Source organism: Candidatus Pelagibacter sp. Uisw_113, from assembly GCF_047717815.1.
GTDB lineage: Bacteria > Pseudomonadota > Alphaproteobacteria > Pelagibacterales > Pelagibacteraceae > Pelagibacter.
On record NZ_CP159809.1, the window covers coordinates 1,147,147 to 1,163,418 of the forward strand.

Below are 16,272 nucleotides of genomic sequence, written 5' to 3' on the forward strand. Positions count from 1 at the left end.
ACTTTAAAAATACTAAATTGTTCTAATTTAGGCAATGGAGATAAATTAATGAAGTATTCCCCAATTGTCCCCTGTATTCACGTCTACCGTCAATGGTGTTGAAAAAGTGTGTAAATCACTTTCTGTAACACTTGTCATTTCATCCCTGATTATTTCAGTTATATTTTTAACTTCTTTTACCGGAACCTCAAAAATTAGTTCATCATGAATTTGTAATAATATTTTTGATTTATTATTTTTAATACTTTCAAATTTTTTGTTAAGTCTAATCATTGCAAGTCGCATGATTTCAGATGCTGACCCTTGAATGGGGGCATTGATAGCTGCTCTTTCTTGAAAATTTCTTACATTGAAATTTTTATCATTAATTCCATTAAAATGGGACCTTCGACCAAAAATATTATTTACATAGCCACTTTTTCTGCAAAACTTAATTGTATTATCCATATAAATTTTTATTTCAGGAAATTTTAGAAAATAAGCATTTAAAAATTCATCTGCTTCATGATTTGAAACGTTGATTTGTTTTGCAAGACCATATTGTGAAATACCATAAATTATTCCAAAATTAATGGCCTTGGCCTTCCTTCTCAAGTCTTGGTCTACTTTTTTAATATCAACATTAAATACCTGGCTTGCTGTAAGAGAGTGAATGTCTTCATCATTACTAAACGCTTTTTTCAGCTCTTTGACTTCTGCCAAGTCAGCTAAAATTCTCATTTCAATCTGATTATAATCTGCAGATATTAATGTAAACCCTTTTTCTGCTATAAAAGCTTTTCTTATATCTTTACCATCATCCGATTTAATAGGAATATTTTGTAGATTTGGATCACTGGAAGCTAGCCTTCCTGTTGTTGTTGCTGCCAATAAAAATGAAGTATGAACTCGTTTAGTGGTTGGATTAATATGTTCAGGTAAAGCATCTGAATAAGTATTTTTAAGTTTAGATACCTGTCTCCAGTCAAGAATTAATTTAGGAAATTTATGTCCTTTAAATGCTAAATCCTCTAACACACTCGCGTTTGTGGCAAAGCTTCCTTTTCTAGTTTTTTTAAGTACGGCAATCTTTAAATCATTGTAAATAATTTCACCTAATTGTTTTGGTGAAGCAATATTAAATTCTTTTTTTGAAATTTTAAAAACTTCTTTTTCTAGTTTACTGATTTTTTTCTCAAATTTTTCAGACAACACCTTTAAAAATTTATTATCAATTTTTATTCCTTCAATTTCCATAAATGCTAATATTTTAATTAAAGGTTTTTCAAAGATCTCGTAAATGTTAGTTAATTTTTCTAATTTTAAATTTTTACTGAATATTTTGTATAATCTATAAGTAATATCAGCATCTTCAGCAGCATACTCCATTGCCTTATCTAACTCTACATCACTAAAATTTATTTCTTTCTTGCCTGTGCCAACAATTTCTTTAAATAAAATTGTTTTATGCTGTAGATGGATCTCGGAAAGGGTATCCATGTTATGTCTATTTTTTCCAGCATCTAATACATAAGACATCAACATCGTATCTTCCATAGAATTCATAATTATCCCTTGTTTAAACAAGACAATAAAATCAAACTTAATATTTTGACCAATCTTTTTTACACTCTTGTCTTCTAAGAGTGGTTTTAATTTTTTAATTACAGCTTCTTTTTTTAAACATCCTTTAAACTTATGACCAATTGGAATATAACAAGCTTTACCGATTTTAGTGCTTAATGAAATTCCCACTAAATCAGCTTGATGTGCATCTAGTGAACTAGTTTCAGTATCAATTGCTAGTTCTCCAGCTTCTTCTGCTTCGTTAATCCACTCATCTATTTGTTTTTCATTAGTGATGAGATGATAGTTTTTATTACTTATATTTTGCTGTTTTTTTTCAGGTTTTGTCTCTCTTGCTATTTCTCCTAGTTCAGGCTCACCATATGCAGAAATGACAGAGCTAAGAAGTCTATTAAACTCCATTTCTTGTAAAAATTTATATAGCTTATCTTTATCAATCTCCTTTAGATTAAATTCTTCTATCTTTCTTTCAACTGGAGCATCTTTCATTAGTGTAACTAATTTTTTACTAATTATTGCTTTATCTTTATTTTCTATAAGTGTTTCTCTTCGTTTATTTTGTTTTATTTCTTGAGCGTTATCTAACAATTTTTCTAAAGTTCCATATTTATTAATTAGTTCTGCTGCAGTCTTAACACCTATGCCTGGAACTCCCGGAACATTATCGCTACTGTCCCCAGCTAAGGATTGAACATCAATAACTTTTTCTGGACCCACTCCAAATTTGGTTATTATATCTTCAGGTGTTATAAATTTATTTTTCATTGGATCGAATATACGAACGTCTTTTCTATACAATTGCATCAAGTCTTTATCTGAAGAGACTATTGTTACTTTCGCACCCTTTGCTATAATTTGTTCTGCATAAGTAGCTATTAAATCATCTGCCTCATAATTTGGAAGATCTATAGATGGTAAATTAAAAGCAACTACAGACTTTCTTATATATTCAAATTGTGGTGCCAAATCATCTGGGGCTTCTGATCTATTTGCTTTGTAATCTGAATAAATTTCATTTCTAAAAGTTTTTCTAGCTGCATCAAATATTACTGCAAAGTGTGTAGGTTTTTGAAGATTTTCATTCGATTTTGAATCTTCTAATAGTTTAAATAGCATGCTACAAAATCCACTAACTGCACCAACAGGTAAACCATCACTTTTTCTAGTTAGAGGTGGTAATGCGTAATAAGCTCTAAAAATATAACCCGAACCATCTATTAAATAAAAATGATCTGTTTTTTTAATTTTATCCATTAAATAATATTATCTTAATAATTTTAAATACTATAAATGTATTAACACGCATGGAGCAAAAAAATATACTTTCTGTTAAAAACTTAAAAAAAATTTATTCAAGTAAACAGACTGGAGATAATCTCGCATTAAATGATTTAAACTTGGACGTGAAAGAAGGAGAAATTTTTGGTCTTCTGGGTCCTAATGGTGCTGGGAAAACAACATTTATAAATATTTTAGCAGGAACAGTGATAAAAACAGCAGGACAAGTAAATGTCTGGGGTTTTGACCTAGATAAGAACCCACGACAAGTTAGAGCTTCGGTTGGAATAGTGCCTCAAGAAGTAAATCTTGATCCATTTTTTAGTCCAAGGAAATTATTAGAGTTACAATCTGGCCTCTATGGAATTAAAGAAAAAGATAGAATTACAGATACGATTCTAAAATTAGTATCCCTAGAAAAACAAGCTAACAGTTATGCTAGAAGTTTATCTGGTGGAATGAAAAGAAGGTTGCTAATGGCTAAAGCTTTAGTTCATCAGCCACCAATAGTTATTTTAGACGAACCTACAGCTGGTGTTGATGTGGAGTTAAGACAGAATTTATGGAAAAATGTAAAATTACTCAATGAAATTGGTGTAACTATCATTCTAACAACTCATTATCTTGAGGAAGCTGAGGAAATGTGTGGAAGAATAGCTATATTAAATAAAGGAAATATTGTTGCTCTAGACAGCACTAAAAATTTATTAGATAGAATTCAAACCAAAAAAGTAACCTTTAAAACTGACATGAAGATTAATATTAACGAAAATGATCTAGAATCTTTAAAAATAGTCTCACACTTAAATAATGAGGTTTGTGTTTCTTATGAAAAAAGTAAAATTAATATGGAAGAATTAATTAATTTAATTAAGAAAAATAATGTCAAAATTATAGATATTTCAACTGACGATGGTGATTTAGAAGATGTTTTTTTAAGACTAATAAAAAACTAGATTATCACATTAATAAATAGTAATTTGTAGATATGGATCTATTAAAAACAAACTCAATTCAAAAAGTATTAAAAACATTTATTCTAATTTTCATAGGCACAATGGCTTTGACTATTTCAGCTAAATTAAAAATACCATTTTATCCTGTACCTATGACAATGCAAACATTTGTAGTTCTATTTTTGGGAATTGCCTTTGGATATAAAATTGGTCTAGCATCTGTAGCAGTTTATCTTCTAGAGGGTATTCTAGGAATGCCAGTATTTTCTAACTCACCAGAAAAAGGTGTTGGGATAGTTTATTTTACTGGTCCAACAATGGGGTATTTAATTGGGTTTTTATTTGCTTCTTTTCTTACAGGCTATTTAAATTTTAATAAAAATATTTTTATAATTTTTGGAAAATTAATATTTTCTGTTTCAGTAATCTATGTATTTGGAGCTATTTGGTTGGGAACTTTAATTGGATGGGACAAACCAATTCTTCAGTTAGGAGTTACACCATTCTTATTAGCTGAATTATTTAAGATTTGTTTGTTAAGTATATTAGCTAAAAAAATTATTAAATTTAGAAAATTTATCTAGGAGATCTTTTAGATAAAATTCTTTGTAATGTTCTTCTGTGCATTTTAAGTCTTCTGGCAGTTTCAGATACATTTCTATTACATAATTCAAAAACTCTATGAATATGCTCCCACTTAACTCTATCAGCTGACATAGGGTTTTCTGGTGGTTCAGCTTTTTTCTCTGGATCAGCTAGCAATGCTTTCTCAACATCATCTGCGTCTGCCGGCTTTGCAAGATAATCAATTGCACCTTCTTTAATCGCAGCTACAGCTGTTGGAATATTTCCATATCCTGTTAACATTATAATTCTACTATTTGGATTAGAAATTTGAATTTGTTTTACTACTCGAAGCCCGTTTCCATCAGTTAGTCTAAGATCAACAACAGCAAAACCTGGTTTTTTTTCTTTAACAGATAGTATTCCTTTTTGTACACTCTCAGCTTGAAAAACCTCAAACCCTTTTTTTTCCATTGCTCTAGCAAGCCTGTCTCTGAAAGGATTGTCATCATCAACAATTAATAAGGTTTTATTGTCAAAATCAGCAAGTTTTTTTAAATTGTTCAGTTCAGCCATACAACTAATATGGTGCCTTATCTAATAATTTCAACACCTATTATTTACTTTACATTAATTAACTATTGCCTTAACTGCATAATTTATATGAAAGTTTTTAAGTATTTTTAAAAACTTTTTTTTATTAAATTTTTTTTGGAGACATAATGCAAAAATTTAAAACAGTTGATGATCTTATAAATCAACTAAAGCCAGAAAAACCTATTTATTGTATTAGGAAAAAATCAATACAATTAGCTTCTACGTATTTTAGAAATAAATTTCCTGGTAAAGTGCTTTATGCAGTAAAAACTAACCCACATCCTGAAGTACTAAAAACAATAGTTGAAAGTGGGATTGAGAACTTTGATATAGCCTCTATTCAAGAAATTAAAGATATAAGAGCAATTAATCCTTATGCAAAATGTTCATATATGCATACAGTCAAAAGTAGAGAAAGTATTAAAGAAGCTTATTTTAATTATAATGTTAAAGCTTTTTCCCTTGATACTAAAGATGAATTAATAAAAATTATTGAAACAACTAACGAGGCAAAAGACCTTGAATTATTTGTAAGAGTAGCCGTTTCAAATGAGCATGCTGAAATAGATTTATCAACAAAATTTGGGGCGTCCATATCTGAGGCGACCGCTTTATTGAGATTAACAAAGCAATATGCAAAAAAAATAGGTTTAAGTTTCCATGTTGGATCTCAATGCATGCATCCTATTTCATATACAAAAGGGATTGCAGACATTGGAAATATAATAAAAAAAACTAAAATTATTCCAGATTATATTAATATTGGAGGTGGATTTCCTACAATTTATCCAGATCTTGTACCTCAATCTTTGGATAATTATTTTGAAGAAATAAAAAGAGGTTTATCAAATTTAAAGTTGGAAAAACTTCCTGAAATATTATGTGAGCCTGGAAGAGCATTAGTTGCAGAAAGTGGATCATCAATTGTAAGAGTAAATCTTAGAAAAAAACAAAAACTTTATATAAATGATGGAACGTATGGAACTCTTTTTGATGCGGGTACACCAAACATAGTTTACCCTTCTCGTTTGATTAAAAGTGGAAAAGCAATATCAAAAAAACTAACTGCTTTTGATTTTTATGGCCCTACTTGTGATAGTATGGATTACATGAAGGGACCATTTCTACTTCCAAATAATATTAAGGAAAATGATTATATTGAGCTAGGTCAACTTGGGGCCTACGGTCTAACTTTCAGAACTCAATTTAATGGTTTTTATTCTAATGAAATTTATGAAGTAGAAGACGAACCTATAATGACGTTATATGGTAAAGAGAGCAATAAAGGTATATTAGTTGCTTAATGTCAGAAAACAAAAATTTAACTCATAATAGCAAAAAAAGCTTCTTACAAAATCCAGTTGAACACATCGATATTACTTCGTTTGATGCAAGGAAAATAATTTCCTCAATGGAAAAAATGTCTTTTGTTTCAAGAGAAACAGCAAATGCAGCCAATATTTTTAATGAAATGATTCAAGATAAGGATTGCACAATTTTTTTAACGCTTGCTGGGTCAACTTCTGCCGCAGGATGTATGAATATTTATAAAGATTTAGTTAAATATAATATGGTTGATGCAATTATTGCTACAGGAGCTTCAATAGTTGATATGGATTTTTTTGAAGCTTTAGGTTTTAAACATTACCAAGGTTCACAGTTTCAAGATGACGCTGAATTAAGAAAAAATTATATAGATAGGATTTACGATACATATATTGATGAAGAAGAGTTACAGGAATGTGATCAAAAAATATGTGAAATAGCAGATACACTTGATCCAAGAAGCTATACATCAAGAGAGTTTATTTATGAAATGGGAAAATATTTAAAGAAAAATTCTAAAAAAAAAGATTCTTTAATTGAAACAGCATATGACAATGATGTTCCCATTTTTTGTCCCGCATTTACAGACTCAAGTGCTGGTTTTGGATTGGTCACTCACCAAGAAAATAATCCTAAAAACCATATTACGATAGATTCTATTAGAGAACTTCGTGAATTAACTGAAATAAAGATTCAATCGAAAGGATCTGGCTTATTTATGATTGGTGGAGGAGTACCAAAAAATTTTGTTCAAGATACTGTTATCTGTGCTGAACTTTTAGGAAAAGAGGTTGAGATGCATAAGTATGCAGTGCAAATTACAGTGGCAGATTCTAGGGATGGTGCTTGTAGTAGCTCCACATTAAAAGAAGCAAGTTCTTGGGGTAAAGTGGATATTGCAAAAGAACAAATGGTTTTTGCAGAAGCAACAAGTGTCCTTCCTTTGATTGCAAGTGATGCTTATCATAAAGGTGACTGGAAAAATAGAACGAGAAAAAACTTCTCAAAAATATTTAAATAAAATTGAAATATCTTTCTAATAAAAACGGGTTTCTAGGAATTGACAATGATGTTAATTTTAAGGAAAAAGTAGTAGTTGTTCCATTTGGTTTAGAAAAAACTGTAAGTTATGGTGGTGGCACTCGTAATGGCCCTAAAGAAATTATCAAAGCATCACATCAAGTTGAATTATATGATGAAGAATTACATTGTGAACCCTACAAAAAAATTGGAATTAAAACTTTAAAACCATTTAAAATTGATAAAGACATTAAAAAAGCTCTTAAAAAGATGTCAGATATAAATCAAGAAATATTAGATAAAAAACTATTTCCAATCACTTTTGGTGGGGAACACTCAATAACACCCGGATGTATTGCTCCATTTGTAAAAAAACACAAAGAAATATGCCTACTACATTTTGATGCACATGCAGATTTAAGGGAGAGTTATAATGGAGAAAAATTTTCTCATGCTTCAGCTATTAGGAGATGTCTTGATCATAAAAATGTTTCAATAATTTCATTTGGGATCAGAAATATATCTCAAAACGAAATACCATTCTTAAAAAAAAACTCATCTAGAATTAATATCTTTTGGGCAAAAGACAAAAGTAAATGGGACTTAAAAAAATTTAAAAAAATGATAAAGAATAAAATAGTTTATTTAACATTTGATGTTGATGGTTTAGATTCAAGTATAATGCCCGCAACAGGTACACCTGAACCAGGTGGGCTATTATGGGATGAAACTTTAAATATTATACGGATAGCTGCTAAGAACTCTAATATTGTTGGTGCAGATATAAATGAACTTTCACCTATAAAAGGTTTTAATTCTTACAATTTTCTTGTAGCAAAACTTGCTTATAAAATTTTATCGTACAAATTTTTATACTAAGCTTTTGAAGCTTTAAGAGTTCCCAATAATAATCTGAATGGAATTAACATTGCTAAAGCAACAAATATTTTAACCGCTAAGTCACCTAGAGATAAAGTAACCCATGGTATTCCAGTTGCGTAAAATGAGATGGAGAAAAATAAAAATGTATCAACTGTAGACCCAATTAACGATGAAGTTAATGGAGCAACAAACCATTTCTTTTTTCTTAAATAGTCAAAAATTTGAACATCTAACAGCTGCGCAACCATAAATGCTGTGCCTGAACCTATAGCAATTCTGACTGAAATTAAGTCGGCAAAATTTGTTGAAAAGAAAAGAGTAAATACAATCCCTATAATAAAACCAACATAAACAATTTTTCTAGCTACAACCTTGCCATAAGATCTATTAGCTAAATCTGTAATTAAAAATGCAACTGGATAACTAAAAGCTCCATAAGTTAATATTTCTTCCAAACCATAATAATTGATTGGAAATTGTACTAAATAATTTGAAGTTAAAACAACAACTCCCATTATAAATGAGAGTAGTATAAAAAACTTTTTCATTAAGCTGATTTGCTGGGGGATACTTTGGGTGCTTTTTTAACGAATGGTGACTTAATTAATATACTTTTTTTTAATTTTTTTAATCTTGGTGATATATTTTTATTTCTTGCAGTCTTTAAAAATTCATCAAAAGTACCTTTTTTATCAACACATCTAACACCTGCATTGCTAACTGTTAAAGTTAAGCTTCTTTTTAAAAGTTCACTTTTAAATTTTGTTTTTTTTAAATTTGGTAAAAATCTTCTATTAGTCTTATTGTTAGCATGACTAACATTGTGACCTTTCATAGGTATTTTGCCGGTTAATTCACATTTTTTAGACATAATATTTAGTGACTATATAAGATGAGTTAGTGACCTCGTCAAGTTTATTAGCTTTAATTAGGCTGTTTCTTGCCTATTATTTCTCTAAAATTCTCGATCCCATCAGTAATTAATATTTCTTTTAACTCTTTTTTTATTTTTCCAACAATATTGGGGCCCTGAAAAACCATACCAGTATATAATTGAACATAGCTTGCACCAGCTAAAAATTTTCTATGTGCACTTTCTCCTGAGTCCACACCACCTACTCCAATAATTTCAATTTTATTTTTTAATAATCTGTAAAACTTACTTATTAATTTATTGGCCTCTTCTTCAAGAGGTTTTCCAGATAAACCACCCTTTTGATGTTTCAGTATATTGTTTAATTTACCTCTATTTCCTGCAGTTGTATTTGAAACAATTATTGCACTTACTTTATGTTCTAACAATATTTTACTTAATACTTCAATTTGTTCATCTGAAATATCAGGAGAAATTTTTACAACAATTGGTATTTTAGATTTAAGCTTAATTTTTTCTTCTTTAACTAAATTCATTAATTCATCAAATTTAGTTTCATCATGAAAACTTCTTAAGTTTTCTGTATTAGGTGAGGAAATATTAATTGTAATATAGTCAGCGATATCATGAAAGGTTCTAAGACCAATTAAATAATCATTTAGCCTATCATCACTATCTTTATTTGGACCTATATTAATTCCCAATAAGCCCTTATTTAAATTTGATCGAATTCTGTTACTTACACTTTCTGAACCTAAATTATTAAATCCTAATCTATTTATAAGTGCTTCGTCTTCCACCAATCTAAATACTCTTGGTTTTGGATTTCCATACTGTTTGAGTGGTGTAACGGTCCCCACCTCAACAAACCCAAATCCAAGTTTAAATAAAGAATTATAAACTTCTGCATTTTTATCAAATCCAGCAGCCATTCCAATTGGGTTATCTATTTCTTTGCCAAATAGTTTAGTCTTGAACATTGGATCATCTTTATTTTCATCCTTTAAACTTAGTGTCAAATTTAATCTTAAAGACTTAATTGCTAAATTATGAGCAGTTTCAGGATCAATTTTAAAAATTAGTGATCTGAATTTTGAAAACATTATTTTATTTTTTCTGTTATTAATTTTTTAGTTTCGTTAACTCCAAAGAAGCTTATAAAAAAGCCCATTCTTGGACCATTTTCATCTCCAAATACGACTTCATAAATCAATTTAAACCAATCACGTAGATTTTCTGAATATCCATTTTCTTTTCCAGTTGAGTAAATTAATGTTTGAATATCCTCAGGTAACATTGCATCATTACAATCATCAAGAGTCTTTACTAGAGCCTCTAATGCAATTTTTTCGTTTGAATCTGGTTTCTTATATTTTTTCTGAGGTTTGATTACATCGTTAAAGTATTTAATAGCGTAGCCAATTAAATTGTCAAAAATTATATGATCTTTTTCTGAGATATCTTTTTTATATTTTTTTACAAACTTCCAAAGTAATTCCTTGGAATCTGCATTACTTGCCTCCACTAAATTTAAAAGCATTGAAAAACTCATAATAGTATCTTCTTTAGGAATTAATCCATTATGTACATGCCAAACTGGATTCATTAGTAGCTGTAATTCATTTTGATTTTTAGCTTTTTCCACGAAATCTAAATATTCATCAACTGTTTTTGGAACTATTTCTTTGTATAGTTTTTTTGCTCTTTTAGGATTTTGATACATGTACAATGAAAGACTTTCAGGAGACGCATATTCTAACCACTGATCAATAGTAATCCCATTACCTTTTGACTTTGAAATTTTCTCACCTTTTTCATCTAAAAATAGTTCGTAAGCAAAGCCAGATGGGTTTGTTTTGCCAATCAATTTAACTATTCTTGAAGATAATATTGCACTTTCTATTAAATCTTTTCCATACATTTCAAAATCTATATCGAGAGCATACCACCTCATTGCCCAATCCACTTTCCATTGTAATTTACAATTTCCATCTAAAATACTTACCTCAAGTTTTTTTCCATTATGATCAAAGATAATTTTAGATTTTTCTTTTAAGATTTCTAAAACTGGAATTTCTAAAACCTTACCAGTATCTGGACAAATTGGTAAAAATGGACTGTAAGTTTTTTGTCTTTCTTTTCCTAGTGTTGGAAGAATTATATCCATAATACCTTGATAATTTTCTAAGATTATCTGTAATGTGGGGTTAAAAAAACCACCCTTATAAAGAACTGAAGAACTTTGAAAGTTATATTCAAAATTGAATTTATTTAAAAAATCTTTTAACATTTCATTATTATGCTCACCAAAACTTGAAAATTTTTCAAATGGATCGGGCACTTGAGTCAAAGGCTTATGAAGATTTTTATTTAAGAGCTCTTGATTTGGAACATTTTCTGGAACTTTCCTAAAGCCATCCATATCATCAGAAAAAGTTATGATTTCTGTTGGTGTGTCAGTGAGTTGTTTTAGAGCATTAACCATCATCGATGTTCTTGCAACTTCACCAAATGTACCTATATGGGGCAACCCACTTGGACCATAACCTGTTTGTAAGATTATTTTACCCTTTTTAGCAATAAAAGACTTTCTTTCACGCAGCAATTTTTTTGCCTCAACAAAAGGCCATGCGTTAGTTTTATCTAAATTATCTTTTTCAATCACTTTGTTTAATAACAAATATCTTATATTTGGTGTTTTTATTAATTCTTATAGAGTTGAAATTTATTTACCATAAAATAATGTTCTATCAAAATGTCTAATTATAAAACTGTTTTTTTTACCTTGGGTGTTTTGCAAATTATTCTTGGAATTTCTATGATGATTCCAATTTTAGCCCAATTTATTTATTCTGAACTAGATTCTTCTTTTATTGGGGCTTCTATAGTTTCAATAATATTTGGTGTTTTATTTTTTTTGACAAATTTAAACCATGACAAAAAGTTAAACTTACAACAAGCATTCTTATTAACCGCTCTTTCTTGGTTGAGTATTGCAATATTTGGCTCTTTACCTTTTATTTTTTCTACTCTTGAACTATCCATTACTGATTCTTTTTTTGAAAGTATGTCTGGTATTACCACGACAGGGTCTACAATTATTTCAAACTTGGAGGGTGCGCCTAGATCAATACTTTTATGGCGAGCTATGCTTCAATGGTTAGGAGGAATTGGTATTATTGTAATGGCAATAACTCTAATGCCAATAATGAACGTCGGGGGAATGCAGTTATTTAAGATTTCAAGTAACGATTCTTCAGAAAAGTTATTACCAAAATCTAAGGAAATATCTCTTAGATTAATTTACGTATATTTAGTGTTAACAACACTTTGTGCTGTTACCTATAAAATTTTTGGTATGAATATTTTTGATAGCCTAACTCACTCCATGACTACAATAGCAACAGGTGGCTTTTCAAATTATAACGAATCTATTGGATATTTTAATAGTTTACCCATTGAAATATCATCGATGGTTTTTATTATACTGGGTAGCCTACCTTTCATAGCTTATATAAAATTTTTAAATGGTAATAAAAAAATATTTACTTCTGATGTCCAAATTAAATCATTTATTAAGATAATTATTTTTTCAATTATTCTACTTTTTATTTATTCACTTTTTCAAAATAAAGATTTTTCTCAAATTAATATAAGAGTAATTATTTTTAATGTTATTTCTATCTTAACTGGTACGGGATATGTCACCGGAGAATTTGATAGATGGGGAAATTTTCCACTAATTTTCTTTTTAACTCTAATGTTTATTGGTGGTTGTGCTGGCTCAACAACTTGTGGAATTAAAATTTTTAGAATTCAAATTTTATATCTATTTATTGTTAATCAATTGAAAAGAATTATTTATCCAAGAGGTATATTTATAATTAAATATGATAAAAATAAAGTAGATGATAAATTTATGGCTTCAATTATCTCTTTTATTTTTCTTTACTTGGTTATATTTTTTTTGATAACTGCATTTTTATCTTTAAGTGGCTTAGATTTTGTAACCTCAATCTCAGGTGCTGCCACATCAATTTCTAATGTTGGCCCAGGGTTAGGCTCTACAATTGGCCCTAATGGCGATTTTTCAAATATACCCGAAATATCTAAATGGATTTTAAGTCTTGGAATGATATTGGGTAGATTAGAATTGTTTGCTATACTGGTATTGTTTCTACCTTCTTTTTGGAGAAATTAATTATGATTGAAATAAAAAAACAATCACTCTCAGAAACTTTTTCTATCTACTTAGATAAAAGAATGCTTAGAATATTATTGCTTGGGGCTATTTCTGGGTTTCCCTGGGTTCTCATAGGAAGTAGTTTGAGTTTATGGCTTAAGGAAGAGGGTTTAAGTAGATCAACAATTGGTTGGGCAGGTTTAATATTTGCAGTTTACGCTTTTAACTATTTATGGGCCCCTCTTATTGATAGATTTCAAGTACCGTACCTAACAAAAAAACTTGGGCATAGAAGAGGATGGATAGTTTTAATGCAAATTGCAATTTTAACTTGTCTTGTTACTTGGAGTTTTATTAATCCCACTGAAAATCTTGCACTACTGATTACGGTTGGTTTAGTTATTGCTATAGCATCAGCCACACAAGATATTACCGTTGATGCCTTAAGAATTGAACAAATAGGTGAGCATGAAAGCAAATCAATGGCAGCTGGTGCTGCGATGGCTGTTGTTGGATGGTGGAGTGGATATAAATTGGGTGGTGTAATAGCTTTATTTACAGCAGAATATTTAGAGAATATTGGTGTTACTAATTACTGGCAAATTACATTTTTAATTTTAGGAGTTGTGGTAATTTTAATGAACATAGGTTTAATGTTTGTTCATGAACCTCTTTCTACTGACAGGCAAAAGAAGCAAAAAGAAACAGATAAACTTATAGAAAGCAAACTTGGATCAAAAAATATTATAACTAATTTTATAGCCTGGATAAGCAGTACGTTAGGTGGTCCTATAATAAGCTTTTTTAAGAAAAATGGTTTTTCAATTGCTATTGGAATTTTAAGCTTTATTTTTTTATTCAAGATTGGTGAGGCCTTTCTTGGACGTATGTCGATAGTTTTTTATAAAGAAATAGGCTTCTCTAAAGGTGACATTGCAATTTACTCAAAAACTTTAGGATGGATTACTACAGTTATATTTACATTGCTGGGTGGACTTTTTGTAATTAGATCTGGCGTTTTAAAAGCAATGTTTGTTGCAGGAATATTAATGGCAGCAACTAATTTATTATTCACAGTCTTGGCATGGAGTGATAAATCTGAGTTATTGTTCGCAGTAGCAGTCATATTTGATGATATAGCCGCAGCTTTTGCAACAGTTGCATTTGTAGCATTTATTTCATTATTAGTAGACCGAACATATACCGCAACTCAATACGCGTTACTTGCATCGATAGGGACTGCTGGCAGAACTACACTTGCATCATCATCTGGAGCATTAGTAGATTGGCTTAATGGAGATTGGGGAGTATTTTTTATCATTACAGCCATCATGGTAATACCCTCATTGATTTGTTTGTGGTTTATTAAAGATAAATTAAAACTTCGTGAAAAATAATTACGTTTATAAAAAACCTTTATCAGATATCTATAAAAAACCTGATGTAGTTTCTGAAGTTACTTCTCAAATTTTGTATGGGGAAAAATTTAAAATTATATCTAAGAATAAAAGCTGGATAAAAATAAAAGTTTTATATGATAATTATATTGGATACATAAAAAACAAAGATTACACTGAAGATCATAAGCCAACACATAAAATATTTATTCTAAAAGCAAATATTTATAATAAACAAAAAAATAAGACAAAATATTTTTTACCTTTTGCATCAAGAATCTCAGTTATTCAAGAAAGTAAAAAATTTATAGAATTTGAAAAAAATAAATGGATTAAAAAAAGTGATGTAAAAAATATTAATCATATAGAAAAAGATTATTTAAAAATATTAAAATTTTTTTTAAAAACTAAATATGTTTGGGGTGGTAAAACTTATAGAGGTATAGACTGCTCAGCTATTTTACAATTATTTTTTTACTATAATAATAAATTTTATCCAAGAGACACAAAAGATCAAATTAAATATTCAATACAAAAAAATAATGGTGGAGTGTTTAAAAAAGGAGACATTATATTTTGGAAAGGTCATGTTGCTGTTTGTATTAACTCTCAAAAATTAATTCATGCATATGGTCCAGAAAAGAAAGTTTTGATTATGAATATAATAGAGACAATAAATAGAATTGAAAGAACAGCAAAGTTAATCGTAAAAAAAATATCCTCTATAAAATATTAACTTCTTCCAAAGTCTGGCTTGTTAATATCTTGTTTCAACTTAATTATTTTCTTTCTAACCTTTTTAGTATTAACTAATTTTTTAATAATGGACTTATTATTTTTAGATTGAATATCTCTCTTAAATGAACGTAAATTTTTAATGAATAAATCAATAGCTTTTGAAATATTTTTTTGATTATTAAAAAAAATATCTCTCCACATAATTTCATTAGATGCTGCAATTCTTGAGAAATCTCTCAAACCACCTGCACTGAATTTAATTAATTCATACTTTTGTTGTTTTTCAAAATCTGTCGCTGTTTTAACCAAATTATATGCAATTAAATGAGGTAAATGACTTGTCATAGAAAAAACCGTATCATGTTTTTTTGAGTCCATAATTGCAACATTTGAACCAATTTTTTTCCAGAACTTGGTAAGTATCAGAAGGTGTTTTCTGTTGGTATTTTTTTCTTTTATTAATATGCACCATTTATTAAGGAATAAATTTTTTACCCCATTTTCTGGGCCACTAACTTCTGACCCTGCAATAGGGTGACTGGATGTCCAAAAAATTCCTTTTTTCAATTTTCTTTTAATTAAGTCCATAGACTTTTCTTTAGATGATCCAACATCTGTAATAATAGTTTTAGATAATAAATATCTATTTATCTCTAAAATTATTTTTTCATATTCTCCTAGTGGGGTGCAAAATATTATTAAATCTAGATTTGGGATAATTTTCTTTAAATCATCTATAATTTCACATGGTAATTTTAATTTTTTTATTTTTGAAATATTTGATTTTGATTTTTCATAGACAAATATTTTTTTAGCTATTTTTTTTTCAGATATTGATCTTAACAATGAAGAGCCAATTAAACCACAGCCTATAATTAAAATATTTTTCAT

General features: G+C 29.0%; 15 protein-coding genes. 8 read left to right on the forward strand and 7 right to left on the reverse strand.

What is annotated here, in order from left to right; all coding sequences use genetic code 11:
- Positions 1 to 45: 45 nt before the first annotated feature.
- Entirely contained in the window at positions 46 to 2,820 is a 2,775-nt protein-coding gene (gene polA, locus ABXT39_RS06195) for a DNA polymerase I (RefSeq protein ID WP_415294860.1), read from the reverse strand.
- A 50-nt stretch (positions 2,821 to 2,870) separates the two neighbouring features.
- Here polA and ABXT39_RS06200 point away from each other — a divergent pair, with 50 nt between their 5' ends.
- Both ABXT39_RS06200 and ABXT39_RS06205 read left to right on the forward strand, forming a co-directional pair.
- Complete coding sequence (locus ABXT39_RS06200; RefSeq protein WP_415294861.1) at positions 2,871 to 3,800, forward strand: ABC transporter ATP-binding protein; 930 nt, start codon at positions 2,871 to 2,873, stop codon at positions 3,798 to 3,800.
- Between the two features lie 32 nt (positions 3,801 to 3,832).
- The gene (locus ABXT39_RS06205) at positions 3,833 to 4,384 is read left to right on the forward strand and encodes a biotin transporter BioY (protein WP_415294862.1); all 552 of its coding nucleotides are present in this window, start codon (positions 3,833 to 3,835) and stop codon (positions 4,382 to 4,384) included.
- Here ABXT39_RS06205 and ABXT39_RS06210 read toward each other — a convergent pair.
- Positions 4,377 to 4,940, reverse strand: coding sequence for an ActR/PrrA/RegA family redox response regulator transcription factor (locus tag ABXT39_RS06210; RefSeq protein ID WP_415294863.1), 564 nt, complete (start codon positions 4,938 to 4,940; stop codon positions 4,377 to 4,379). The two genes, ABXT39_RS06205 and ABXT39_RS06210, sit on opposite strands and share 8 nt — an antisense overlap.
- A 146-nt stretch (positions 4,941 to 5,086) precedes the next feature.
- Here ABXT39_RS06210 and ABXT39_RS06215 point away from each other — a divergent pair, with 146 nt between their 5' ends.
- From ABXT39_RS06215 to speB, 3 genes are read left to right on the forward strand one after another with little or no spacing between them, the layout of a single operon-like run.
- On the forward strand, positions 5,087 to 6,265 hold the full coding sequence (locus ABXT39_RS06215; protein WP_415294864.1) for a type III PLP-dependent enzyme: 1,179 nt from the start codon (positions 5,087 to 5,089) through the stop codon (positions 6,263 to 6,265).
- The gene (locus ABXT39_RS06220) at positions 6,265 to 7,308 is read left to right on the forward strand and encodes a 1,9-bis(guanidino)-5-aza-nonane synthase (RefSeq protein ID WP_415294865.1); all 1,044 of its coding nucleotides are present in this window, start codon (positions 6,265 to 6,267) and stop codon (positions 7,306 to 7,308) included. The genes ABXT39_RS06215 and ABXT39_RS06220 overlap by 1 nt, the downstream gene beginning before the upstream one ends.
- Positions 7,309 to 7,310: 2 nt before the next feature.
- Positions 7,311 to 8,186, forward strand: coding sequence for an agmatinase (gene speB / locus ABXT39_RS06225; RefSeq protein ID WP_415294866.1), 876 nt, complete (start codon positions 7,311 to 7,313; stop codon positions 8,184 to 8,186).
- Here speB and ABXT39_RS06230 read toward each other — a convergent pair.
- Genes ABXT39_RS06230 through ABXT39_RS06245 form a run of 4 tightly spaced genes read right to left on the reverse strand, consistent with a single transcriptional unit; the run spans position 8,183 to position 11,728 of the window.
- Positions 8,183 to 8,737, reverse strand: a complete 555-nt coding sequence (locus tag ABXT39_RS06230; protein ID WP_415271687.1) for a queuosine precursor transporter — start codon at positions 8,735 to 8,737, stop codon at positions 8,183 to 8,185. The genes speB and ABXT39_RS06230 overlap by 4 nt on opposite strands.
- A complete protein-coding gene (rpmB, locus tag ABXT39_RS06235; protein ID WP_415278128.1) occupies positions 8,737 to 9,060 on the reverse strand; it encodes a 50S ribosomal protein L28 in 324 nt (107 codons plus the stop codon). The genes ABXT39_RS06230 and rpmB overlap by 1 nt, the downstream gene beginning before the upstream one ends.
- Positions 9,061 to 9,113: 53 nt before the next feature.
- Complete coding sequence (locus ABXT39_RS06240; RefSeq protein WP_415294867.1) at positions 9,114 to 10,166, reverse strand: quinone-dependent dihydroorotate dehydrogenase; 1,053 nt, start codon at positions 10,164 to 10,166, stop codon at positions 9,114 to 9,116.
- A complete protein-coding gene (locus ABXT39_RS06245; RefSeq protein ID WP_415294868.1) occupies positions 10,166 to 11,728 on the reverse strand; it encodes a lysine--tRNA ligase in 1,563 nt (520 codons plus the stop codon). The genes ABXT39_RS06240 and ABXT39_RS06245 overlap by 1 nt, the downstream gene beginning before the upstream one ends.
- Before the next feature lie 90 nt (positions 11,729 to 11,818).
- Here ABXT39_RS06245 and ABXT39_RS06250 point away from each other — a divergent pair, with 90 nt between their 5' ends.
- The 3 genes from ABXT39_RS06250 to ABXT39_RS06260 are packed head-to-tail and all read left to right on the forward strand — an operon-like array spanning position 11,819 to position 15,379.
- Entirely contained in the window at positions 11,819 to 13,264 is a 1,446-nt protein-coding gene (locus tag ABXT39_RS06250; RefSeq protein ID WP_415294869.1) for a TrkH family potassium uptake protein, read from the forward strand.
- A 2-nt stretch (positions 13,265 to 13,266) separates the two neighbouring features.
- Positions 13,267 to 14,643, forward strand: a complete 1,377-nt coding sequence (locus ABXT39_RS06255; protein ID WP_271525774.1) for an AmpG family muropeptide MFS transporter — start codon at positions 13,267 to 13,269, stop codon at positions 14,641 to 14,643.
- The gene (locus ABXT39_RS06260; protein WP_415294870.1) at positions 14,633 to 15,379 is read left to right on the forward strand and encodes an NlpC/P60 family protein; all 747 of its coding nucleotides are present in this window, start codon (positions 14,633 to 14,635) and stop codon (positions 15,377 to 15,379) included. Before ABXT39_RS06255 ends, ABXT39_RS06260 begins: the two co-directional genes overlap by 11 nt.
- Here the strand turns inward: ABXT39_RS06260 and ABXT39_RS06265 are convergent.
- Positions 15,376 to 16,272, reverse strand: coding sequence for a prephenate dehydrogenase (locus tag ABXT39_RS06265; protein ID WP_415294871.1), 897 nt, complete (start codon positions 16,270 to 16,272; stop codon positions 15,376 to 15,378). The two genes, ABXT39_RS06260 and ABXT39_RS06265, sit on opposite strands and share 4 nt — an antisense overlap.